The organism is Clostridium sp. CAG:265 (assembly GCF_000436575.1).
GTDB classification, from domain to species: Bacteria; Bacillota; Clostridia; order Clostridiales; family Clostridiaceae; genus Clostridium; species Clostridium lentum.
Genome location: NZ_FR886620.1, coordinates 1 through 21,689, shown reverse-complemented (window position 1 = coordinate 21,689; position 21,689 = coordinate 1). Strand labels below are relative to the sequence as shown.

General features: G+C 27.5%; 23 protein-coding genes and 1 pseudogene. 3 read left to right on the top strand and 21 right to left on the bottom strand.

Translation table 11 applies throughout. The annotated features are described in order from the left end of the window. Nucleotides 1-362: 362 nt before the first annotated feature. The 9 genes from Q5O29_RS07905 to Q5O29_RS07865 form a co-directional block, all read right to left on the bottom strand. Nucleotides 363-2,912, bottom strand: a complete 2,550-nt coding sequence (locus Q5O29_RS07905) for an ABC transporter permease (RefSeq protein WP_022212421.1) — start codon at nt 2,910-2,912, stop codon at nt 363-365. 9 nt (nt 2,913-2,921) lie between these two features. Further along, a complete protein-coding gene (locus Q5O29_RS07900; RefSeq protein ID WP_022212420.1) occupies nt 2,922-3,623 on the bottom strand; it encodes an ABC transporter ATP-binding protein in 702 nt (233 codons plus the stop codon). A 119-nt stretch (nt 3,624-3,742) separates the two neighbouring features. After that, nucleotides 3,743-4,726, bottom strand: coding sequence for a MerR family transcriptional regulator (locus Q5O29_RS07895; protein ID WP_022212419.1), 984 nt, complete (start codon nt 4,724-4,726; stop codon nt 3,743-3,745). Between the two features lie 142 nt (nt 4,727-4,868). Continuing rightward, nucleotides 4,869-5,786 (bottom strand): tetratricopeptide repeat protein, encoded by a 918-nt coding sequence (locus Q5O29_RS07890; RefSeq protein WP_302631165.1) that lies wholly within the window; start codon nt 5,784-5,786, stop codon nt 4,869-4,871. Nucleotides 5,787-5,976: 190 nt separating this feature from the next. Next, nucleotides 5,977-7,521 carry a sodium-dependent transporter gene (locus tag Q5O29_RS07885; RefSeq protein WP_022212417.1) on the bottom strand — a complete coding sequence of 515 codons (1,545 nt, stop codon included), beginning with the start codon at nt 7,519-7,521 and terminating at the stop codon, nt 5,977-5,979. A gap of 190 nt (nt 7,522-7,711) precedes the next feature. Then, the gene (locus tag Q5O29_RS07880) at nt 7,712-9,121 is read right to left on the bottom strand and encodes a VWA-like domain-containing protein (protein WP_022212416.1); all 1,410 of its coding nucleotides are present in this window, start codon (nt 9,119-9,121) and stop codon (nt 7,712-7,714) included. Nucleotides 9,122-9,124: 3 nt separating this feature from the next. Then, nucleotides 9,125-10,255 carry an ATP-binding protein gene (locus Q5O29_RS07875; protein WP_022212415.1) on the bottom strand — a complete coding sequence of 377 codons (1,131 nt, stop codon included), beginning with the start codon at nt 10,253-10,255 and terminating at the stop codon, nt 9,125-9,127. An 11-nt stretch (nt 10,256-10,266) separates the two neighbouring features. Next, complete coding sequence (locus tag Q5O29_RS07870) at nt 10,267-11,070, bottom strand: hypothetical protein (RefSeq protein WP_022212414.1); 804 nt, start codon at nt 11,068-11,070, stop codon at nt 10,267-10,269. 220 nt (nt 11,071-11,290) lie between these two features. After that, on the bottom strand, nt 11,291-11,899 hold the full coding sequence (locus Q5O29_RS07865) for a 50S ribosomal protein L25 (protein ID WP_022212413.1): 609 nt from the start codon (nt 11,897-11,899) through the stop codon (nt 11,291-11,293). Nucleotides 11,900-12,262: 363 nt separating this feature from the next. On the opposite strand from Q5O29_RS07865, the gene Q5O29_RS07860 reads away from it, so the two are divergent. Continuing rightward, nucleotides 12,263-12,406: a hypothetical protein gene (locus Q5O29_RS07860; RefSeq protein ID WP_022212412.1), complete on the top strand. Its 144-nt coding sequence runs from the start codon at nt 12,263-12,265 to the stop codon at nt 12,404-12,406. A gap of 68 nt (nt 12,407-12,474) precedes the next feature. Here Q5O29_RS07860 and Q5O29_RS07855 read toward each other — a convergent pair. From Q5O29_RS07855 to Q5O29_RS07845, 3 genes and pseudogenes are all read right to left on the bottom strand, one after another. After that, nucleotides 12,475-12,578: pseudogene (locus Q5O29_RS07855) on the bottom strand (IS3 family transposase); the annotation flags it as partial. Nucleotides 12,579-12,709: 131 nt separating this feature from the next. Further along, nucleotides 12,710-12,904: an HTH domain-containing protein gene (locus Q5O29_RS07850; protein WP_022212410.1), complete on the bottom strand. Its 195-nt coding sequence runs from the start codon at nt 12,902-12,904 to the stop codon at nt 12,710-12,712. Nucleotides 12,905-13,127: 223 nt separating this feature from the next. Then, entirely contained in the window at nt 13,128-13,331 is a 204-nt protein-coding gene (locus tag Q5O29_RS07845; RefSeq protein WP_022212409.1) for a cysteine-rich CWC family protein, read from the bottom strand. Between the two features lie 196 nt (nt 13,332-13,527). Between Q5O29_RS07845 and Q5O29_RS07840 the strand changes: the two genes are divergently transcribed. After that, complete coding sequence (locus Q5O29_RS07840) at nt 13,528-13,818, top strand: hypothetical protein (protein WP_022212408.1); 291 nt, start codon at nt 13,528-13,530, stop codon at nt 13,816-13,818. 131 nt (nt 13,819-13,949) lie between these two features. On the opposite strand, the gene Q5O29_RS07835 is transcribed toward Q5O29_RS07840, so the two are convergent. From Q5O29_RS07835 to Q5O29_RS07805, 7 genes are all read right to left on the bottom strand, one after another. Then, the gene (locus Q5O29_RS07835) at nt 13,950-14,393 is read right to left on the bottom strand and encodes a zinc ribbon domain-containing protein (protein ID WP_022212407.1); all 444 of its coding nucleotides are present in this window, start codon (nt 14,391-14,393) and stop codon (nt 13,950-13,952) included. Nucleotides 14,394-14,612: 219 nt separating this feature from the next. Then, a complete protein-coding gene (locus Q5O29_RS07830; protein ID WP_022212406.1) occupies nt 14,613-15,635 on the bottom strand; it encodes a bifunctional adenosylcobinamide kinase/adenosylcobinamide-phosphate guanylyltransferase in 1,023 nt (340 codons plus the stop codon). After that, entirely contained in the window at nt 15,632-16,402 is a 771-nt protein-coding gene (locus Q5O29_RS07825; protein ID WP_022212405.1) for an adenosylcobinamide-GDP ribazoletransferase, read from the bottom strand. Before Q5O29_RS07825 ends, Q5O29_RS07830 begins: the two co-directional genes overlap by 4 nt. A 39-nt stretch (nt 16,403-16,441) precedes the next feature. After that, nucleotides 16,442-16,963 carry a bifunctional adenosylcobinamide kinase/adenosylcobinamide-phosphate guanylyltransferase gene (locus Q5O29_RS07820; protein ID WP_022212404.1) on the bottom strand — a complete coding sequence of 174 codons (522 nt, stop codon included), beginning with the start codon at nt 16,961-16,963 and terminating at the stop codon, nt 16,442-16,444. 118 nt (nt 16,964-17,081) lie between these two features. Further along, nucleotides 17,082-18,146: a nicotinate-nucleotide--dimethylbenzimidazole phosphoribosyltransferase gene (gene cobT / locus Q5O29_RS07815; RefSeq protein WP_022212403.1), complete on the bottom strand. Its 1,065-nt coding sequence runs from the start codon at nt 18,144-18,146 to the stop codon at nt 17,082-17,084. Between the two features lie 73 nt (nt 18,147-18,219). Next, nucleotides 18,220-18,633, bottom strand: coding sequence for a hypothetical protein (locus Q5O29_RS07810; RefSeq protein WP_022212402.1), 414 nt, complete (start codon nt 18,631-18,633; stop codon nt 18,220-18,222). Between the two features lie 23 nt (nt 18,634-18,656). Beyond that, nucleotides 18,657-18,989 carry a hypothetical protein gene (locus Q5O29_RS07805; protein ID WP_022212401.1) on the bottom strand — a complete coding sequence of 111 codons (333 nt, stop codon included), beginning with the start codon at nt 18,987-18,989 and terminating at the stop codon, nt 18,657-18,659. A gap of 158 nt (nt 18,990-19,147) precedes the next feature. Here Q5O29_RS07805 and Q5O29_RS07800 point away from each other — a divergent pair, with 158 nt between their 5' ends. After that, nucleotides 19,148-20,020, top strand: coding sequence for an LD-carboxypeptidase (locus Q5O29_RS07800; protein ID WP_022212400.1), 873 nt, complete (start codon nt 19,148-19,150; stop codon nt 20,018-20,020). On the opposite strand, the gene Q5O29_RS07795 is transcribed toward Q5O29_RS07800, so the two are convergent. Together Q5O29_RS07795 and Q5O29_RS07790 are read right to left on the bottom strand one after the other, a co-directional pair. Next, complete coding sequence (locus tag Q5O29_RS07795; RefSeq protein ID WP_022212399.1) at nt 20,017-20,976, bottom strand: M28 family metallopeptidase; 960 nt, start codon at nt 20,974-20,976, stop codon at nt 20,017-20,019. The genes Q5O29_RS07800 and Q5O29_RS07795 overlap by 4 nt on opposite strands. A gap of 78 nt (nt 20,977-21,054) precedes the next feature. Then, entirely contained in the window at nt 21,055-21,306 is a 252-nt protein-coding gene (locus Q5O29_RS07790; protein WP_022212398.1) for a hypothetical protein, read from the bottom strand. Nucleotides 21,307-21,689: the final 383 nt, after the last annotated feature.

Genomic DNA, 21,689 nt, shown 5'->3' with positions numbered 1-21,689 from the left:
TTAGCCCTATGCTATTTTTTCATACGAAACTTTACACTATCCATTAGTATTTGTTTAAGTATTATTTTTCATTTATCACACCTTACATATTAATTTCAGTTATAACTTAAAATATAGATGAATTTGATATACATAAATCTTTTTACAAACAAAAAGAGACTAGTGTATAGCAAATAAAGCTATACACTAGTCTCATTATTTAAGACAAGCCACATGTAAAAACCAGTATGTTGACTTGCCACGTATTTCTTATACGCCAATTACTCCCTAGTGAGTATAACAACCATTAAATTATATCATAAAATATAAATATTTAAATAATCTACTTATACCACCTAAAGACAAGATATCGCAAGCTACATTTATTCATTAGATTTTAAAGCATCTATCATATTTATTTTCCTTAATTTTCTATGCATCATAAACATTACAATTAATGAAAATACAATTGTTAATATAACAGAGTAAATAAAGCTCATTATATATATATTAGGTGAAAGCATCATATTATCTGCTTCTGCTGTTGTAATTACAAATCCATGAAGTATTTTCCCCATGAATACACCTATTATTATACCTAAAGCTGTTAAGATGAAGTTTTCCCTTAAAATATACATAGTTACTTCATAATCATAAAATCCTAAAACTTTAATTGTTGATAATTCTCTAATCCTTTCAGATACATTAATATTATTTAAGTTATAAAGAACAACTAGCGCTAGTCCTCCAGCTGAAATTATTAATATTATCACTACTACATTTAAAGTGTCCATTGATTCATTAGTTGTTTTTGCTAAATAAGAAGTCATTGTAACATTTATGACTTTATTAGATTCCATAAGTTGACTAGCAATATCATCTTCATTGTAATTATCTTGACTTAATTTTATAAATTGCGAATTATAAATAACATCATTATTAAATACATTTTTATAATATTCTTTTGACATATAAATTGCATGAGTTAAATAGTTTTCTGATATGCCTTTAACTTTAATTTTGTATGAATTATTATCTGCATTATTAAAACTTATTTCATCACCAATTTTTACTTCTAATAACTTGGCAAGTTTTTCATTTATTATAGCTCCATCAGTAGTTAACTGATATTTTTCTTTAGTTATTCTATTATTTAATAAAACAAAATTATCAATTTTAGTATTTGATTCTGGAACATATAAAGTAACATTTTGTTTATTTATATTCTCTTTTGAAATACTTACTATTTCTTGATGAATTTTTAAACTATCTTCATATCCTTCTATATTATTTAATTTATTAATATATTCATCTTCATTCTCATTATCTATGTTTTCATTAAATATTACCGTAGCTTGATACTTCCAAAGCTTGTTAAACTGTTTATTTGTTAAATCTCCTATTGAATCCTTAAGACCAAAGCCAGTAATAATCATAGCAGTACATGAAGCTATACCAAATACAGTCATTATCATACGTTGCTTATATCTAAATAGATTTCTAAATGTAACCTTTTCATTAAAATTTAATCTTCTCCAGATAAGTGTAATTCTTTCTAATAGTATTCTTTTTCCTATTTTAGGTGCTTTAGGTCTCATTAATATTGAAGGAGTACTATTTAAATCTACATTTAAAACTATTAATGCAGCTCCAACCGTACATAATATTGATATTATCATTGCTTGAAATATATATGATGAATAATACACTATTGTTAATTCAGGCAAATCATATTGAGTACTATATGCCTTATATATTATTCTTGGAAATAAATTAAACCCTATTATTACACCAAGAATTCCACCTAAAATACTTGCTAATGAAGCATATAGTATATATTTTATAGATATTTCACTATTACTATAACCTAATGCCTTCATTGTTCCTATCTCAATTCTATTTTCTTCTACCATTCTAGTCATTGTAGTAAGACAAATTAAAACTGCCACTATAAAAAATACTATAGGAAACACTGTTGCTATTGAATTAATTCTCTTAACTACATCATAAAATTCAGAGTATCCTGGGTTATCATTTCTATCAAAGAAATAATATTTTACATCATCAATCTTTGGTAATTGACTTTCTATCATAGATATATAGAAGTCACTTCCTATTGCATCCACATAGTTTTTTCTTATTTCCTCTATAGCCTTTATTTTTATTTCTTCAAGCCTTTCATCTGGTCTACTTGAAAATAATTCTTCAATATATTTCATATTTTCTTTCATTTTTTCAGCATATTCATCACTATATGTTTCTAAATCCTTAGTATTTTTAAAGGTAATATATATTTCTGAATAAACTTCCATAGAAAAATCGTTCTTATTTAATATAGCAAAATAATCTACAATCCCCTTACCTACAGTTGTTGTACCTTTTGCTAGCTTTTCTATATATAATGGACTTCTAACAATACCTACAATCTTAAATGAATTATTATTTAATTGATTTTCTATATTATCATCACACTGAATTGTATATGTATCACCAATTTTAAAATCACCATACTTTAAAGCTTGCTCATCTAGTGCTATCTCTCCTATATTTTTTGGTAGCCTACCTTCTAATATCTCTAAAGAGTTTATGTTGACAGATTTATCTTGGTCATATTCCATAAATTTAACAACACTATTTATATTAGTTAAATTGGCATCTATAGTATGTGATGCATAGTAATCTAATATTTTATCATTATTATCTAGTAACTTTAAATCTTCCTGACTTAACCCTACACTTGAAACTATCTTAGCATCCATCAAATTATATTCATTATAAAAATTTTCAATTGCTGCTTTCATATTAGGTCCTGAAGCTTTTATACCTGAATAAAAAGCAACACCTAACAAAATAATTACTAATATCGAAATAAATCTAGCTTTTGATGATTTAATTTCTCTTAATATTGACTTACTATATGCTTTTATTTTCATATTCTCCTCCTACCACTCTATTGTTTCAACTGGTGATGGATTTGAATTAACTTCAATGCTTCTTACTTTAGCATCATTTATTCTAATTACTCTATCAGCCATCGGTGCCAATGCCGAATTATGTGTTATAACAATTACGGTTGTCCCAGTATTTCTGCAGGTATCCTGTAATGTTTTTAATATTTGCTTTCCCGTAGTATAATCAAGAGCACCTGTTGGTTCATCACAAAGTAACAACTTTGGATTTTTAGCTATTGCTCTTGCTATAGCCACTCTCTGTTGCTCTCCTCCTGATAACTGAGCTGGAAAATTATTCTTTCTATGTTCAAGCCCCACTAATTTTAATGTTTCATCAATATCTAATGCATTAGTTACTATTTGTGAAGCCAGTTCAACGTTTTCTCTAGCTGTTAAGTTTTGTACTAAATTATAAAATTGAAAAACAAATCCTACATCATTTCTTCGATATTTGGTAAGTTGCTTACTATTATATTTTGAAATATCCACTCCATCTATAATTATTTGACCTTCATCACAGCTATCCATTCCTCCAAGTATGTTTAATACAGTAGACTTACCAGCTCCACTTGGCCCTAAAATAATAACAAACTCACCTTTTTCTATCTCAAAATTGATATTATTATTTGCTACTATTGTGCTTTCTCCCATTCTGTATCTTTTACATTCATTTATCACTTGTATATATGCCATTTTCTCCTCCTAAAATCATACTTATAGTTATTCATAGTATACGTTTTATACTTAATGATACTATTTTAGTATAATTATATTAGATTTAAATAACAACCATCAAATATACGATAATATTATTACTTTTTAAATAAGTCTTTAAGCTTATCTGTAAATGTAAATTTTCTTTCTGTAGTATATTCATTATTACCTAACCTCTTGCTTTCTACTTTATCTAAAATAAGCATTTGGTATTGATCAGATTGTCTCATTAGCTTATCACATTTTTCATTTAAGTCACTATTAATCTTAATTAACCTACGAATCTCTTCATCACGGTCTGCTTTTTTCTCTTTCTCTAGCTTGGCTATTTTTGCAAGCACTTGTATATAATTAGCTTTATAAACTTTCAGTTCTGCTATTTCAGAACTTTTAGTAGAAGCTTCCTTCACAATCCCTTTTATTTCTCCCACTAAATTATTGAAAGCCTCCTTAGCATTATTTCTAGTAGTTGTTAGTTCTACTATATCTGCTTGAGCTTTTAAGATTTCCTCATTTAATTCTAAATTATTATCTTTCAACTCACTAATAAGTTGATTTTTTTCATTAAGTTTCTTTCTTAATATTGCTATTTCTTTTTTTAAACTCTCTATTTCTTTTTCAAAAAATTCCATGGTATTTTTATGTTTTCTTAAGTTATTCTCATTATCACCTATTGATAATGTTAATTGATTAACTTTTTTTGTTAATATAGCATTTTCTTCTGCATAATCATCTATTATTCGCCTAAGCTTATCTATCTCACTGGCACTTCTTCTGCTTTTACTACTTTTATTTTTGCTAGATACTATATCTTTAGGTTCAACAGTTTCTATATTATCTACCACTAGATCTTTTCTAATATTCTTCTTATTTAGCATAATATTATTTCTCAATATTTCTATATCTGAAAGACTATAATAATTTTTATTACCATAACGCTTAACTGATATTATATTTTTTTTCCTGTAATTATCTATAGTAGTAGGACTTATATTAGCAATCTTACACGCATCCTTTTTATCAAAGTATTCTATTCCTATTTTATCTTTAATATTTTCTTTACAAGTATCTGTACCCCCCATTTCATCCTCCTCTTTAAATCACTGAATACTTATAAAGTTATTATTCTATATTTTTCTTCCAAATCCTTCATATTTTTCTAAAAATTCATTTTTCTTATCCCATAAATAGTTTATATTATACTAATTAAACTTATGTGAATCACTAGTTAAAGATTTTTTTATATCTCTCTAAAGTTCTAATTCTGTCTAATTCCCTATCTTTCTTCATGTACTCTACAAAAAAGTCATTGAGCTTAATGGATTTAAAAACATCATTTAATGCTAAATCCAATTCACTTATGGCCGCATAAAAACATGCTCTATTATAATAAAGAAAACATTCTTCTGGATTTTCTTTTATTCCTTCATTAATTATTTCTATGGCCTTCATATAGTCTTCTTTTTCACGATAAATTACAGCATAATTAAGATAACTATACGGATAATATGGCTCTACTTCAATTGATTTCTTGTAATATTCTATAGCTGCTTCTTCATTACCTAATTTTTTACTAAATACTCCCATATTAAATAGAATTCTAAAATGTTTCGGTGAAAGTTCCAGCGCTTTTTCCATATATTTAAATGCTAGTCTTGTATCCCCTAATTCGTCATAAATACATCCTAAATTGGCATTTGCCCATAAATCCTTTGAATTTAACTTAAGTACCTCTGTATAGTTTTTAATAGCTTCCTCCTTATTACCAAGTTCATCATAAGCATTCGCTAAAAAGAAATAAGCTTTTTCATATTTATTATCATTTTCTATGGCTTTTTTATAACATTCAATAGCTTCTTCATATAATTCATCATCATCATAAATTATACCTAAACCATAATAAGCTATAGCACAAGTATTATCAATGTCCAATGCCATCTTATACATCTTTTCTGCTGAATTAAAATCAGCAATTTTATCATAAAGAAATGCTAAATCTAAAATTAAATCTATATCTTTTTTCCCATCTGGACAAGCATAAGCTTTCTTTAAAAACTTTAACGCCTTAAGATAATTTTTTTCTGCCACAAAGCTTCTCCCAATCGAAATATAATTTTCAAACATATATGTATTATCCAAAATATCCACCTCTTCTTTATACAACTGCAAAAATAAAAGGCTGTAGTTAAAAACAGCCATTATTTTTTCTAAATATATTAATTAAAAAATACAATTCCATCTTTAATTATATCTTAAATTTATTTTTTTAATCCACCACTTTTCTAAAAATAATATGGCAGTTTACCATAATTAGTATACCGCCATATATAATCTAATCCCATTTTTTTATTTCATCATTAAAACTACTTTTCTTTCTATGATTTATTATAACTTTAGCAATAAATCCACTGGCAAAAACTAAAAATGTTACTGACCATCCTCCCATAATATTAGCCCATAATGGATATCCTGATTCCCTTCCATATATGCCTCCTCCAGCAAATAATGAATATAAATTCCAAATGCAGAATCCAGTTAAAGCTATTGGTGCAATAAACTTAATTGAACCTATAAACCACCATTTAGGCATTTTATATCCTGATGCATTCCTATTTACTTCCTTTAAAACCTTTGCTGGCTTAAATATCCATCCAATTACTATACATTCTAAAGTGCCTATGATAATCATATTATATTGATTAGTCCAGTTATCAACAATATCTAGCCATGCTAATCCTGATCTAGATATAAATATTAAGGAAATTAAAGCTGCCACAATACATATGGTCATTGTAGTTTTTCTTTTATTTAGTTTAAATCTATCTGCCACTCCTGTTGAAACACCTTCTACTATAGAAAATGCTGAGTCTACAGCTAAAGAAGCTAAGCATAAATAAAATATCATACCGAAGATCGCATTAACCCATCCAGTGTTTGTTAAATTTGCGATTGCTTGTGGAAAAATAATAAAGGCAGTTGCTATTCCTGATGCTGACATATCATTTATAGTCATTCCAACACCATACATGGTAGTAAACATGACAATTCCTGATAAGATACTTACACCTAAGTCAGCAAAAGCAATTACTGTAGCATCTTTAGCAATATTAGCTGAATCACTTAAATAAGAACCATATGCAATCATAATAGCCATCATAATAGATAGACTATAAAATACTTGCCCAATTGCATCAATAACTAAATTTGACATTAATCCTTCATCTATTATTTTAGCAAAATCTGGGGTAAATAGTTTTCCTATACCTTCTATACCACCTGGCATGGAAATACCCTTAATAGCCATTATTATTAAAAATAACAAAGGTAATGTAAGACCTGTATATTTTACTATCCTTCCTACACTAGAAGTTCCTCGCCTTATGCATAAATAAATTAAAGTCCAAGCCACTAAAAGCATTATTATCATAACCCACGGTATTTGAGCTCCTGAAATAGTCCATGAAGTTTCTGTTATATTAGCAAATAAAGAACTTGCTGCTTGAGAATCACCTACCATCCCAGTAAATTTAAAGCTAAAAACAGCCATAGCAATTACCCAAGCAAAAACTACTGCATAATAAGTTGAAATTGCAAAAGCATTAGTTGTAGCTGCCCAACCAACAAACTCTGATTTTTTATTTATGGTTCTAAATGCTCCTGGAGCTCCTTCTCTTGTTTTTCTACCAATAGCTATTTCCATAGTTAACAAAGGAATTCCTAGTGCTAGCATAGCAATTGTATATATCAGTAAAAAAGCTCCTCCACCATATTTTGCAGCCAGACCTGGAAATCGCCATGCATTACCAAGCCCCACTGCCGATCCTATTGCTGCCAAAATAAATGTAGTTCTTGAATCCCATTCTTCTCTTACCTTCAAATTATCACCTCATCAAAATAATAAAATACTTGTAATAATTATATTGATTTGGTAAAAATAAAATTACTTTTTTATAAATCATTTGCAAAAAATAGAAGCTATAATATAAATTTAATAAAATATTATATTCTCTATTTTTTAACTCTATCAACTCCTCTAAAATTATTAATTTCTATTAATTAAAATTAAACTAAAAAATAGGTTCCTGATTATTCATTGAGTATCCATCAGTCTTAACATCTTTAAGCTCAAGTTCAGTATCTTTAACTTCTACATTGCTGAGTTTTTTCACTGGTCCGTAAGATTCATCTAATGAAAGTTCATCTCCCCTTCCTGATATTACCCATAAAGTCCTATATCCCCTTGGAACCACTTCTAACTTTCTTTCACCCTTACCATCAGTGAAGTATATAAGAAGATTACACTTAGTGTTATTAGCATATTCAAATACAGGAGTAAACTTAGTAGCTCCTCCTGATGTCAGCCTTTTCTTTATGTCTCTCACTGATTTTGCCTTATAAACCCTTTTAACTTCCTTGTCACATTCAATGATAGTAATTTCATGATTATAGTTCTTTACAATAGACAACACTTCTTTTATAGCTTGTTTAAACTCTTCATTACTTATACTTCCACTTATGTCAATGGCCACAGCAATTTCAGACTTATGGTTTCGTATTTCCCCTCTTAAATCAAGTCTATTAGGTTGCCTTCTATTTCTTCTAGTTATAGTCTTCTTTTTATTACTTTCTACAGTACCCATAAGTTTCTTAAGCATAATATTCCAAGGTATTTCTCCTTGACTATTTTTTAAGTTAGCTATTAATGACTCCACTTGTGAAGGAATTGTTCCCTTTTGTGATGCATTAATAACTTTTTCCGCAAATTCTCTTAAAGTCTTTTCATCAAACTCATCACTTTCCTGCCACATATCATGCATCTTTTCAGGATTATAAGACTCTATCATAGAATTTGTCACTTGACTATCATCTTCTTCTCCTTCATCATTTTCTTCCATAAGATCCAATTCACTTTGTATTTTTTCAGCATAATACTCTAAGGTATTATATGCTTCCATATTAAGATTATATTTAAGATTTACACCCTTTAAAGTAGTTGAATAGGGAGGTAGATTGTCTAGATATTGATTTACTACTATATCCATTGCTAAATTCACAGTTAATGTACTATATTTATTTTTAAGCTCTTTTGCTCTAGATAAATGAAGTGATAGAACATGATGTATTTCATGCTTTATAGTTGTTTCCATTTGTTTCATATTCAATTGAAGAAACAATATAGGATTAAAATAAATAACATATTTAGCACCTTTAAAATTTACTCCACTGGCACTGGTTATATCAAATCTTATTTCTCTTCCCATTTGAAATAAAAAATATCCATAAAAATTATCCTTGTCTTCCATAAGACTTAAGATAACTTTATCAACTAATTTAAAAAAATCTTCCTTAAACTCTTTTGTTATTTCAGGTTGAAATTTTTCACCATTTCTCTTGGCTTTATACATCTCAGCACTATCTATAAGTTTATTTACTTGTTGATAAAGTTTATTTACTCGCTTTTCAAAATAACTTTCCATATTTTATCCCCTTATCATACTATAAGACTCAAAATAACTTTCAATAAACTTTTCATTATTAAGTGCTTCTTCATATATAACTGGATAATTACTTTTAATATCCTTCATTATGCCTACCATTAAATCAGTTGGATAAACTTTTAAAAATTCAATTAATCTCTCTAAATAAAAGTCATTAGACAAGCTTTCAGCAGTTAATTGAGTTTCTAATGCCTTTAAGATATTATTAGCGCATAAATACAATCTAGTATGGCTTTCTTCTTTAACTTTTTCCTTTACCTCTTCACTTAGAACCTCACCTGTAAAAACATCTTCATAAGCTATAAGAGGACTATGTTCTGCTTCCACAAAGCTAATAAATTCTTCTGCAATAACCTTTCCCACATTACCTCTTATTACATTTAAAAATACTGTTCTTGGTATTTCTCCATTACTTTCTTTATAAAGCTTATAGGACTTAGATACTCTTTCATAACTTCTTGGAGTTGCTCTTACATCCTCTTCATTTGACTTATTTAAGTATTCAGGGAATGTAGAAATAAATTCTATTACTTTACTATCTATATTTGATTCTATAGCCCATTTTATCCATGTATTTTTATCACTTTCCATATTAAGCCATACAAATCTATTTTCCTGTGCTGCATCCATATCAACTACTTGATAGTCAAAATCTGAACTATATTTGCTAGATGGATTCATAGCTGCTAGTATGTTTACATTATCATGTAGTTTATAGCCATTTATTTCTCTATTTAATATTAAATTCATTAATTCCTGTTGCACTGTATGTTCACATCTATTGATTTCATCAATGAATAAAAGTACTGAATTCCCTTTTGATATTTCTTCATCAACTTCTCTTAACTTACTATGAACAGCATATACTGTAGTTTTAATTTCATGTAATATCCCATTACTGTCAACTTTAGTGTAAGATTCAACAGTAGGAAGTCCACCTATTTCTCCTTCCTTTAATAAGTTTCCATCTATTACAATAAAGCTCCATCCGTTTTTTCTTGATAATTTCTTAGCTAACGCTGTCTTTCCTATACCACTTTCACCTACTACTAAAGGCACATCACCACTGGCTAATACTAATTCCACACTTTTTAATGTATCAATAAAATTCATTTTATGTCCTCCTAAATAATCCTTAGCTTTTCATCAACAGCTATTCTTTTTGCCTTCTTACTGCCATATTCATGAATAAATAATATCTTATCCAAATCTATCTTATCACTATCTCTATCAATGCAACTGCATTTTAAAAAGTCTCTTACATATTTTTCATCAACATCATCTTTTGATAATACCTCTTTCAATACTTCAATAACATCATCTTTTTCAACTCTTCTTACGATATATTTTATTACTAATATATTAGCCCTTAAAAAAGCCTTCATCTTATTAGCATCTAATCCATAAATAAAGTTTATGGCAGCTTCATTATTTTTAACAGCCTCTATTTCTGCCTTAAAACAAGGAGTTTTAATATATCTTAAAGCATCATACTTTGCCTTTACTGCTTCAATTTGAACCGCTTCAGATGGTTCCTTTATATATTTTATAGAATCATAATCTTTTCGTACAGCCATTATTTGCAACTCTTCAGCTACTTCCTTTACATACTGTATTGCCCATCCTCTCTGCTCTATAGCTAGCTTTATAACATCATAACTTGGTTTTTTTATATAATTTAAATTGATCCATCCAGCAAGAACAGCATATTTCATCATTTCTTCTGATGGATTCTCTACAAACTCTATGGCTCTTGGATTTGATTTTATTGCTATCTCTTCCATTTCCTTTGTAGTATTTTCTATGTATCTTAATAAAAGCCCATCTCTTTTAAGAGCTATAATTTTCATTTCCTCAGTAGGATTATCTATATTTTTTATAGCAATTGGATTTAATTTCAGCATTCCTAATATCTTTGCTTCGTCCATTTTAATTGCTCCTTCCTTTTATTAAGTTTTTACTTAATAATAATTATCTACTAATATTATAAATAGTTTTTTCCTTAATTAAAAGTATAATTTTTTAATGCATATGAATAAGTAGAAATTAATACTAAATGATAATTTTTATTTTTAAGTAAAAAAGCATGGAATTTAAAAATCTCCATGCTTTTCATCATATATATCTTTATATAATGGTTTTCTACCTTTATAAATCTTCTTTTTTTCCTATTAATTCAGGTTCTTTTATCTCTTCATTTTCAGTATCATCAGTATCTACAGCGCTATTATCACCAATTGTTGCTACTATTGCATCCTCAACGGCATCTAATCTCATTCCTTCTGGAATAACTAAATCTTTAACAAGTATTTTATCACCAAAATTTAATTTTCCTACATGACATTTAATATTTTCTGGAAGCTTACTAGCTTCACCATATAATTCAACTTCTGAAATTAGAACTTCTAATAATAATTGACGCCCTTCTAGAGCAGATTGTCCATCAAATACCACTGGTATCTTCATCTTAATCTTTTCATTTTTCTTAATATCTTGAAAATCAATGTGTATCACCTTTCCAAAAGGATCTGTTTGTAATTCCTTAACTACACAATTTTCAATATGTCCATTTAAATTTAGAGAAAGAATTGAACTTTTAGCCAATGTTAAAAGTTTGTACATGTCTTTTCTAGTAATCTTAATTGACACTGTATTGTCTAAATGTGATCCATAAAGTACTGCTGGTACTTCTCCATGCATTCTTACTTTTTTACCTTTTTCATTTCTTTCACTTACATTAAATACTACACTTTCCACAATAACCCCTTCTTTCAATTATTGACTACATTTTTATTATAGTGATTATAAAAACTTATTTACTTGTAATTATTGCCATTTATTTAGCTATTAAACTTATTTTGTATAAATTTTCATAAATTCACTTAATAATTTTATTATAATACTTTATAGAAATTATTCCCAGAACAATTTTTACTTCTTTTTCTAATAAAGTTTATTCTACCTTTCTTTTTTAAAATTATTATTAAAATACTCTATAATCCTCAAATCTTCTTTTTAATTTACATATTAGATATTTGATAATTATTATTAAAAACTATATAATATTGCTAAATGAAATATATCATACAATTTTGTAAATACATATAAAGGAGATTTAATATGGCTAATAATGAAAATTTAACAAAGAAAACTATTGAGGTTCAAGCACCTAAAAAAATTAAATATCAATGTCTTCACACAACTGAAGAAAAAGAATGTACTTGTATCAGAAGCAAAGGCTTAGTATTAAAGAAAGAATCATAAAATCAAAAAGTATGGCTTAGATAATTGGTAAAGTGGTACCTATGTCAAGGACATTTTAAAAAAGAGAGTTAGGAATTTAAAAGCTGATTTCTGTATTGTACAGAGTTAGCTTTTTTAAATTCCATTTGCAACGATCATTGTTATAATAATCAATATAGTCATCTATAATTAATTGAAGTTCTTGCATCTTTAGCAAATTTTAAATTAGGATTTTCAATTAACTTACTAATATTCTTCTCTTGTTTAGGTTTTGAGTGTCTATATTTCAAAATTAATTCACGATATACTTTGAAACTTTTCTGGTTATTTTTTTTTCTTATTATTTTCATCAATAAATATTCCTTTTCCTCTAACAACTTTTAGCCCAGATACATTATAGTATTCTAACCATTCATTTAATTTACAAATATCATAATAAATACTTCTTTTAGATACTTCTAGTTTCTGGGATATTTGATTAAGAGAACTATAATATGTAGCTTTTAAAAGCATGTCCAATATTTTTTGCACCTACTATTAATGTAGACAATGATAACTCCTCCTAAATTCTACCTAATATAAATATAGTATATGAAAATATCCCATTTTTTCAAGTAAAACTAAATATGTATATTTTAAAATCAACATATTTAACTTTGTAAAATAAAAAATCAACTATTTTTCATATAGTTGATTTTTTATATAACTACTAAAATATATTAATCTCAAAAAACTTTATTATCTACTTCTTATTTTTCTCTTTATATTTAATTACACATTCTTTACAAATACAAGCCTTACCTCTTAAGTTTTCAGGTATCATTTCTCTTAATTCTTTGGGAACTTCTATTTTCTCACACCAGCAACCATTATGTGTTAAACCATTTTCATATCCACAATTATTATGTTTGCCACAAAGTGGACATATGCTTTTATTAATTTCCATTTTACTTTCTCCTTTATGTTTATTAATTAGCATCTGTGATTTCATATACTTTTTCATTTCATATCAAATCACTTTTATATTCTTTACACTTTCACTAAACTAAAGTTCTTTTATTTATTTCATAAATAAAATTTTAAACAAACCCTTCTTTTTTCAATAGTATATAATATAAATCTAATGATAGGAGATGAAATACATGTCATTTAATGACTATAATAATGAAATTTCTTGCTGTAACCCTTTTTATAATTATGGCAATGATTTTACAGCCTTTAGTAACTCCTGCTTTAACTCACTAGTAATATTATTCTTATTTTTTGGTGGTGGACGAGGTCCAGGTAGCTTTTGGAGCCCTTATAACCAAATATATGGATGTAGTGGCTTTAATTCTGATTGGTGTAATAATACTGGCTTTACGAAGCTTGGAGCCAATACTCCTACTTCACTTAATTCCATTGGACTTTCTAATGGTAACTACCAACCATAAAATATTCCTAAATCCATCTTCCTAAACTATTTTTTTATATAAAAATAACGCTCAGTAATATTCCAGTTACTAAGCGTTATTATATAAAATTATACTATATTGATTATAAATAGTCAAAGATTAATACTATTTTATTTATCTTCCTCCATGCTATTTTCTGTATCTTCTGCTTTTTCTTGAATACTCTCTACCTCTTCAACTACTTCAGCTTTCACTTCTTCCACAAGTTTTGCTCCACATTTTGAACAATATGCTACAGTATTATCTTGTTCTGTTCCACAGTTACTACAAATTTTTATTCCCTTTATAAGTTGAAGCTCTTTCTTCATTGCTTCCAATACTTGAAGTGACTCTGTTATACATGAACAAATATCCTGTATCTCCGCCACTTGATTTCTAGCATATAGTGTAAAATATTTCTTTCCTAATTCAGTATATAATCCATCAATCTTCTTTTCTTCATCTTTTATCTTATTACTTAGCTTGCTTATCTCAGCTATTTCCTTAGTTCTTTTAACAGTTTCTTGCCCTACATTAGATATCTTTTTACCAAAATTACTAAAAAACTCTGTCATAAAATTTCTCCTATTTTAATCAATCTATTCATTGTAATTTTATTATTTTTTTATGCTTTTATTACTATATTTAATTAAAGATACTATTTAAAGAATCTTAAATTAGACATAGAGATATTCATTTTTATAAAAAATAAAATAAGCATTCCAATAACCACTTTCTTTACTACCTAATATCAATATGAAACCATTTCTAAAATCTATATGAATCTTTTTTTATTATTTTATTTCTCTTATAACATGTGTTTTCTTATTATTAATCCAGCTATTTTTATCAATTTCAATAAAATAGCCTTGTCCATTTTTAACTTGCCAATTATAAAAGTCCTCATGTGGACTAGAATACTTGTCTAAAATAGCCATTATTGTACCGCCATGAACAATCAAGGCAACACATTCTTCACCTAACGATTGATTTATTATTTCTTCAAAGCACTTCTGACATCTTGTGATAAACTCTTCACGCCTTTCACCATTTGGTATATTGAAAGTTCCACCACTAGCCAACCATCTTTGATAATTAAGGTCATCTTTTAACTGATCATAATTCTTATTTTCAAAATCACCAAAGTTTGTTTCCTTTAAATCATCTTTTATTATGATTTCTGCTTTAGGATATATCATCTTAGCCGATTCCACACATCTCTTCATTGGACTTGAGTATACTTTATAAGCTCTTGGATAAATTTCTTTTGATATAGCATCAAATAATGAATATATACCATTTAGAGAAAGACTTTCATCTGTAACACCTATATATTTTTTATTTTTATTACCTTCAGTTATACCATGACGAATTAATGCAACACTTAAAGTTGAACTGAAATTTGTCTTTTCATTTCTCTCATCATGTGTATTTTCTTTTTTTATAATTACAGGTACACCAGCCATTACTCTGATAACAATGGCTGCTTTCTTAGCAATATTTGTACATGCCCTTCCTGTTTCTTCTCTCCAAATTCTTTCTTCTTTATCTAAAGGGACAATTCCACAACCAATTTCATCACTAATTATGATAATATCATTATTTTTTTCCAATAGTGCTTCAACAAAAGAAAGTATATTAATATTATCATTTAAAAGCCTTCTACATAATAAATGGAAATTGTATAATACCCTTTTATTTATATTATTGTAATCACATTCTTCACCATTACAAACATCCTCTTTAGTCAGATTATTCTTATCCAATACATATTTAAGCTTTCCTTGTGCTGTTCCGCCTATTACAAACTCTATCATGGTGTTCCTCCAAAAATAACTACAGCTATTAATAGTATAAATTCTAATATTTGCAAGAAATATCCAGCTAAGTCACCAGTTATTCCTTCAAATTCATTATACGACATTTTCTTATACTTAACAAAACATAAAATTGTCAAAATTATTGTACCAATGGCCAATAATCTATTTATAAATAGCATTATAACAAAAATAATCCCAATGTAAACAAACATACATTTCTTTACCACTTGTCTTTCAGCTGCATTGGAAAACATATATGCAAGACCACTATTTTTCGAACATTTAAATGTAACAATTGCAAATGCACTAAAAGCTCTTGATAGCATAAATACTAGAGCAATAAAAATTATATTATCTATTGTTATATTAACTTCTGTCCAAAAAGAAAATACTGCAATGAAATATACAACACAATATATTAAAGCAAAGGCTCCAATATGAGGATCCTTTAAAATTTCCAACTTTTTTTCTCTACTTTGATGTGAACTTCTAGCATCTACTGTATCACAAAATCCATCAATATGTATTCCACCAGTAATAATTACTGGTATAATAGTAGCAATACCAGCAAATAAAATACTACCTATTGCTAAAAATTTAGCTAAGTACATCCATGCAGCCATTATTATTCCTATTACAAGTCCCACCAATGGGAAAAAGCACATGGCATATTTCATATTTTCCTTTTTCCAATCAATATTAGGCATAGGAATTTTAGAGTACATAGAAAATGTAATTATCATTGATTCTAAAATATTTTTCATCTTTAATCACCTACAATTTCTAAACTTCTATAAGAAGAATTATTTTATTCTTACTTCTATTCCATAAACTATCTCTATAACTTCATCGGCCATAATTGATAACTCTTTATTTATTATAGCTAAATTTTTAATATAATCTTCTGTATCTACATCATATTTATTCCCATCAGAAAAAATTTCATTACTTACAATAACCAAATTTTCACATTTACCTTTTAATATTCTAATTCCTCTTATAATTTCTGCTACAGCATTTTCTCTACATCTATTTTTATTATACATTTCATTAGCTAATAAATTAGAAATACATTCTAACAGAATTGTACTATCCTTAGTAATATCCTTACTTTTTATGGAGTCTAAACCATAAGGGCATTCTATTGTATGAAATCCCTTTTCTATTCTCATTTCTCTATGTCTTGCTATCTTTTTATGACATTCATCATCATAGGGCATCATTGTAGCAATATATATTAATGAACCTTTTTTTCGAGACATACTTATATTTTCAGCATATTCTGATTTTCCACTGGCTGCCCCACCAGTAACTAATGTAAGCATAAAACTACCTCCTTTAAAAGAATTTAACTATACAGTATTTTTATTTACAAGCTAATTAAATCAGAAACCCCTAATAAAGAAGTTTCTGATTCTTTGCTAAAAACTATATAATTATAAATTAACTTAATGGTTTGTATTTATCAATATTTATTTCTTCAAAGGTGCTCATATTTTTATACACTGTCATGGCCATATCTAATAATGGCATTACAGATACAGCACCTGTACCTTCTCCTAAACACATATTGCAATCTATAAATGGCTTTAAATTCAATTCTTCCATAATTGCAATTGCAGCAGGTTCTTTTGATAAATGAGATGGTATGATATATCCTTTAACTTTTGGACAAATCTTCACAGCCACTAAAGCTGCCACTGCAGAAATAAATCCATCAATGACTATAGGAATATTTAATGCTGCTCCACCAATAAATACACCCACAAGTCCTGCAATATCAAGGCCTCCAACTTTACTTAAAACATCAATCGGATCTTCCTTTTCTGGATTATTAATTTCGATGGCTTTCTTTATTGAATTTATCTTCTTATCTAAACCACTTGATGATAACCCTGCTCCTCTTCCTGTTACCTCTTCCACATTTCTATCTAAAAGAACAGCTGCAATTGCGCTGCTAGTAGTTGTATTACCAATACCCATTTCACCGGTAGCAATTATTCCATATCCTTTATCCTTTAAATCTTTAACTATTTTAATACCGCATTCAACAGCTTCTATAGCCGTATATTTTGTCATTGCAGGCTCTTTAGTCATATTCTTAGTACCATACATCAACTTTTTTTCTATTAGACCATCAATATACATATCTCTTGCTATGCCTATATCAACAGGTATTACATCTACATTTACACACTTTGCCATATTATTAACAGATGTCTCGCCCTTAACCATATTTGCAGCTACAATTGCTGTAACTTCCTGTCCTGTCTGTGTTACTCCTTCTTCAACTACCCCATTATCAGCACACATCACTACAACAGCTCGCTTTTTAAGATTTACATTGGGGTTCCTTGTTATTCCAGCTATCTTAATAACTACTTCTTCTAATAGACCTAAACCATTAAGCGGCTTTGCTATGTTATTCCAACGTTTTTCTGACACTTTCATAGCATCTATATCTAGTTCTTTAATTACTGATAACATATCTTTTAAATAAACTGACATCCTACCTCACCTTTTTATAATCATTACATTTATCTATGAAATTACTTGCAAAGGCAATATTGAAATAATAATGCTACTCAACTTGAGTTAATAATCTTTTCATTACATCCTTAACTTTAGGCATTCCTAACTCTTCTTGCGCTATGACAATAACTGCCTTTATATCATTATCCGATGAATCCATTTTATATGCTGCAAACTTCATTATTACATCATCATCAAGGAATTCTTCTATTTCTACTGCAATTTCTTCTGTAAGAGCCATATACTCTTCAAATAAAATGTCTTCATCTAATTCACTTAAATTAAATTCTTCACTTAACTCTTCATTTAACAAATCAATGTTCATACTTAAATTGAAAGCAACTATATCTTCTCTCTTAGAGCCTTTACTCATATCTTTTATTACTTTAAATTCAGTATTATCCTCAATTAATTTTTTCATATCCATGCTGTCTACAACTCTATTTCCAAATGCTATATACATTAAACTATCTCCTATATTTTTTATTATTTCATTGTTATATTGTTTGTCTTTGGGAATAATCCTTCAAAGAATTTATCAAATCCATCATCACATAATTCAATATTCTCATTATCATTTACATAGAAATTATTCATAGTTCCTACTATTAAATCAAATTTCTTTAAATTGCTTTCTTCTAATAATACATTATATAAATATGCTAAATGATTTTGCATATAAACTTGCATTTCTTTTACTTCTTCATCAGTAAGCTTTCCTTCTTCTTGTAATTTCTTTACTGGTCCATTTTTAAATATAAAATATGTACTTGCTTTAGTAATATTTTTTATATATTCTTGTAAAATTTTTCCTTCCATTATTACAACACCTCATACACTTAATTTTTCACTCATACAGTATATCATATTTACATAACTAATATCAAAATATGGTGATTTTTAATAATATTATCTATAAATTTAGCAAATCTATGCTTATAATATAATAAATAAGTATAAATAAAGGAGATGTTTATTTGAATTCATTATTAAAAACTAATGACTATATTGGACTTGTAGCTAATTCTAATGGTATTGATATAGCAAATAAAGATAAAATCGATACTTTAATAGCATGTCTTAAAGAGCTTGGATTAAATCCCCTTCTTTCATCTATATTTTATAAAAAGCAAGGACCATTTAATGGTACTGGGCAGGAAAGAGCTGATGTACTCAATACATATTTTAATGACCCTAACATAAAGGCTATCTTTGACCTTTCTGGTGGAGATCTTTCTAATGAAACACTAGATTACATCGATTTTCAAACTATATCAGATAATCCTAAGCCTTTTTTTGGCTATAGTGATTTATCAACACTATTAAATGCCATAAATACTAAATCTCATATAGCTACTTATCATTATCAATTAAGACACCTTATAGGTAGAAACTCTCTTGAACAAAAAGAATACTTTTTAAATAGCTTTATGAAGTCTAATATGCCTAAATTTAAATATGAATTTATTCGCGGTTCACAAATGGAAGGTATTGTTATTGGAGGTAATATACGTTGTTTCCTTAAGCTTATGGGCACCAAATATCAACCTGACTTTAATAATAAAATCTTATTCCTTGAAAGTTTAAGTGGAGATTGTGCAAAGATGGCAACATTTCTTAGACAATATAAGCAAATAGGTGCCTTTGATAATCTTAATGGAATCATACTTGGAACCTTCACTGAAATGGAAAAAGAAAAATATAAACCTACCATTGAAGAAATGATTATTTCTTTAGTAGATTCCTCTATTCCTATAGCTAAATCTTTGGAACTAGGCCATGGTGAAGATTGTAAATGTATTATAATTGGCAATCATTATTCATTAAAAAAACAAAAACTGGAAGTTTAATTTCCAGTTTTTATTTCATTCATATCATAAAAATTTTCAGATATAAACTTAAATAGTACTTCACTTAATTTTTCCAAATCACTATAATCTATGTTATCAAGATTATCATTATTAGTATGAACAATATCTATTATATTATCATCACCAAGGACAAGTGATGGGTATCCATACATTCTAAATATTTGATGATCACTGGTTCCTCTGAGAACACCATTTTTAGTTGCATAAATATTATCATTATATGCAACTCCTTCTTCATTAAACAGTTCTCTCATAGCACTATATAATTTCTCAGATTTTACATCATTATTTCCCATTGCTAATTCCATACAATTTTTTGCACCAACACAATCAATATTTATATTATAGCATTTGTTATATTTCTTATTATATTTTTTCATAAATTCATTACTTCCATTTAAACCTGTTTCTTCAGCATTATAGGCAACAATTACAATATCATCTTTAAAGACTTTTTTCTTGGCTTCTACATTTAGTTTTCTAGCAGTTTCTAAAATTACGCTTATACCTGACGCATTATCAATAGCTCCCATTAATTTCTGTCCATTATCACCTACAATATGATCAAAATGTGCTGTTAAAAATACAGCATTTTCTCCTTCAGTTCCTTTTATAACACCTACCACATTATTAATAGCGAAATTCTCCTTACCTCGATATCTCAATCCTGTTTCATTATAAAAGCTTTTTCCATCAAATATATCCAATTCTATTTCTGTAAAATAATCTTTTATATACTCAGCAGCCTTTATATTTTCATCTGTTGCTACTACTCTACCTCTATATTCATCTGAGCATAATGTTTCCATTATCTTTTGAACATTTTCTGTACTTTCAACTTCATACTGTTCTTTATTAATTAATGCCTCAGCACCAATATTACTTAATATAAATATTAGCACTGATAGTAAAACTTTAATTACTATTTTTTTCATTTATCAACTTTCCCTTTACAATAAATATAAAATTTTAAATGACATAAAACTTTTAATTCTATGTCATTTAACATTCAACTACCTTCTTAATAAATATACTCCTAGAGCACCTAATGCCATTCCAACTCCTAAATACATTAAGGGTTTGGAATCAAATTGCATCATATTTCTAATATTAAATCCTTCATCTTCCTGCTCATCATTTTCATAATCATAATTATCATCACAGCAAAATATACACTCTTCCTTATCATGAATTTTCGGTCTTTTCACTCTTCTCATAATTGCATTTAATTCTTTTTCGAGATTTATTCCTGTACTTAAATTCATTAATTATCACCTCAAAGTTATTATAAACATTTTATTTAAGTATTACTCTCCATATCTTATTCTATTTAATATATTTTTTTTATTTTTCTTAAATTTAATTGTTACACTAATTTTTTTTATTGCTTATTCTCATTTACGAGTATTTTATTTAAGACTTTATATGGTATAAATTTTTAAATCATATCTGTTTTTTCATATTAAGTCTAATGCAATATATGATTATAAGAATGAGTAACAACTAGTATATATTTACCTCTTCATAAAAATCTAACAGTTACTTTTTATTATTACTTATACTTATTTACGAGTATTTTATTTAAGTTTATATAAAAAATATTAATGGGGACGTCTCATAAATGATTTTTAAATCATTTATGTAGACG

Bases quoted from the DNA above. Each gene is read 5' to 3' on its own strand.
- Q5O29_RS07870 (WP_022212414.1), bottom strand. From the start codon at position 11,070: ATGGACGAAGCAAAGATATTAGGAATGCTGAAATTAAATCCAATTGCT.
- Q5O29_RS07835 (WP_022212407.1), bottom strand. From the start codon at position 14,393: ATGACAGAGTTTTTTAGTAATTTTGGTAAAAAGATATCTAATGTAGGG.
- Q5O29_RS07795 (WP_022212399.1), bottom strand. From the start codon at position 20,976: ATGAAAAAAATAGTAATTAAAGTTTTACTATCAGTGCTAATATTTATA.
- Q5O29_RS07875 (WP_022212415.1), bottom strand. From the start codon at position 10,255: ATGAATTTTATTGATACATTAAAAAGTGTGGAATTAGTATTAGCCAGT.
- Q5O29_RS07900 (WP_022212420.1), bottom strand. From the start codon at position 3,623: ATGGCATATATACAAGTGATAAATGAATGTAAAAGATACAGAATGGGA.
- Q5O29_RS07895 (WP_022212419.1), bottom strand. From the start codon at position 4,726: ATGGGGGGTACAGATACTTGTAAAGAAAATATTAAAGATAAAATAGGA.
- Q5O29_RS07810 (WP_022212402.1), bottom strand. From the start codon at position 18,633: ATGTATATAGCATTTGGAAATAGAGTTGTAGACAGCATGGATATGAAA.
- Q5O29_RS07860 (WP_022212412.1), top strand. From the start codon at position 12,263: ATGGCTAATAATGAAAATTTAACAAAGAAAACTATTGAGGTTCAAGCA.
- cobT (WP_022212403.1), bottom strand. From the start codon at position 18,146: ATGTCAGTTTATTTAAAAGATATGTTATCAGTAATTAAAGAACTAGAT.
- Q5O29_RS07790 (WP_022212398.1), bottom strand. From the start codon at position 21,306: ATGAATTTAAGTACAGGAATAAATCTCGAAAAAGAATTAAATGCAATT.
- Q5O29_RS07830 (WP_022212406.1), bottom strand. From the start codon at position 15,635: ATGATAGAGTTTGTAATAGGCGGAACAGCACAAGGAAAGCTTAAATAT.
- Q5O29_RS07840 (WP_022212408.1), top strand. From the start codon at position 13,528: ATGTCATTTAATGACTATAATAATGAAATTTCTTGCTGTAACCCTTTT.
- Q5O29_RS07805 (WP_022212401.1), bottom strand. From the start codon at position 18,989: ATGGAAGGAAAAATTTTACAAGAATATATAAAAAATATTACTAAAGCA.
- Q5O29_RS07845 (WP_022212409.1), bottom strand. From the start codon at position 13,331: ATGGAAATTAATAAAAGCATATGTCCACTTTGTGGCAAACATAATAAT.
- Q5O29_RS07880 (WP_022212416.1), bottom strand. From the start codon at position 9,121: ATGGAAAGTTATTTTGAAAAGCGAGTAAATAAACTTTATCAACAAGTA.
- Q5O29_RS07825 (WP_022212405.1), bottom strand. From the start codon at position 16,402: ATGAAAAATATTTTAGAATCAATGATAATTACATTTTCTATGTACTCT.
- Q5O29_RS07820 (WP_022212404.1), bottom strand. From the start codon at position 16,963: ATGCTTACATTAGTTACTGGTGGGGCAGCCAGTGGAAAATCAGAATAT.
- Q5O29_RS07905 (WP_022212421.1), bottom strand. From the start codon at position 2,912: ATGAAAATAAAAGCATATAGTAAGTCAATATTAAGAGAAATTAAATCA.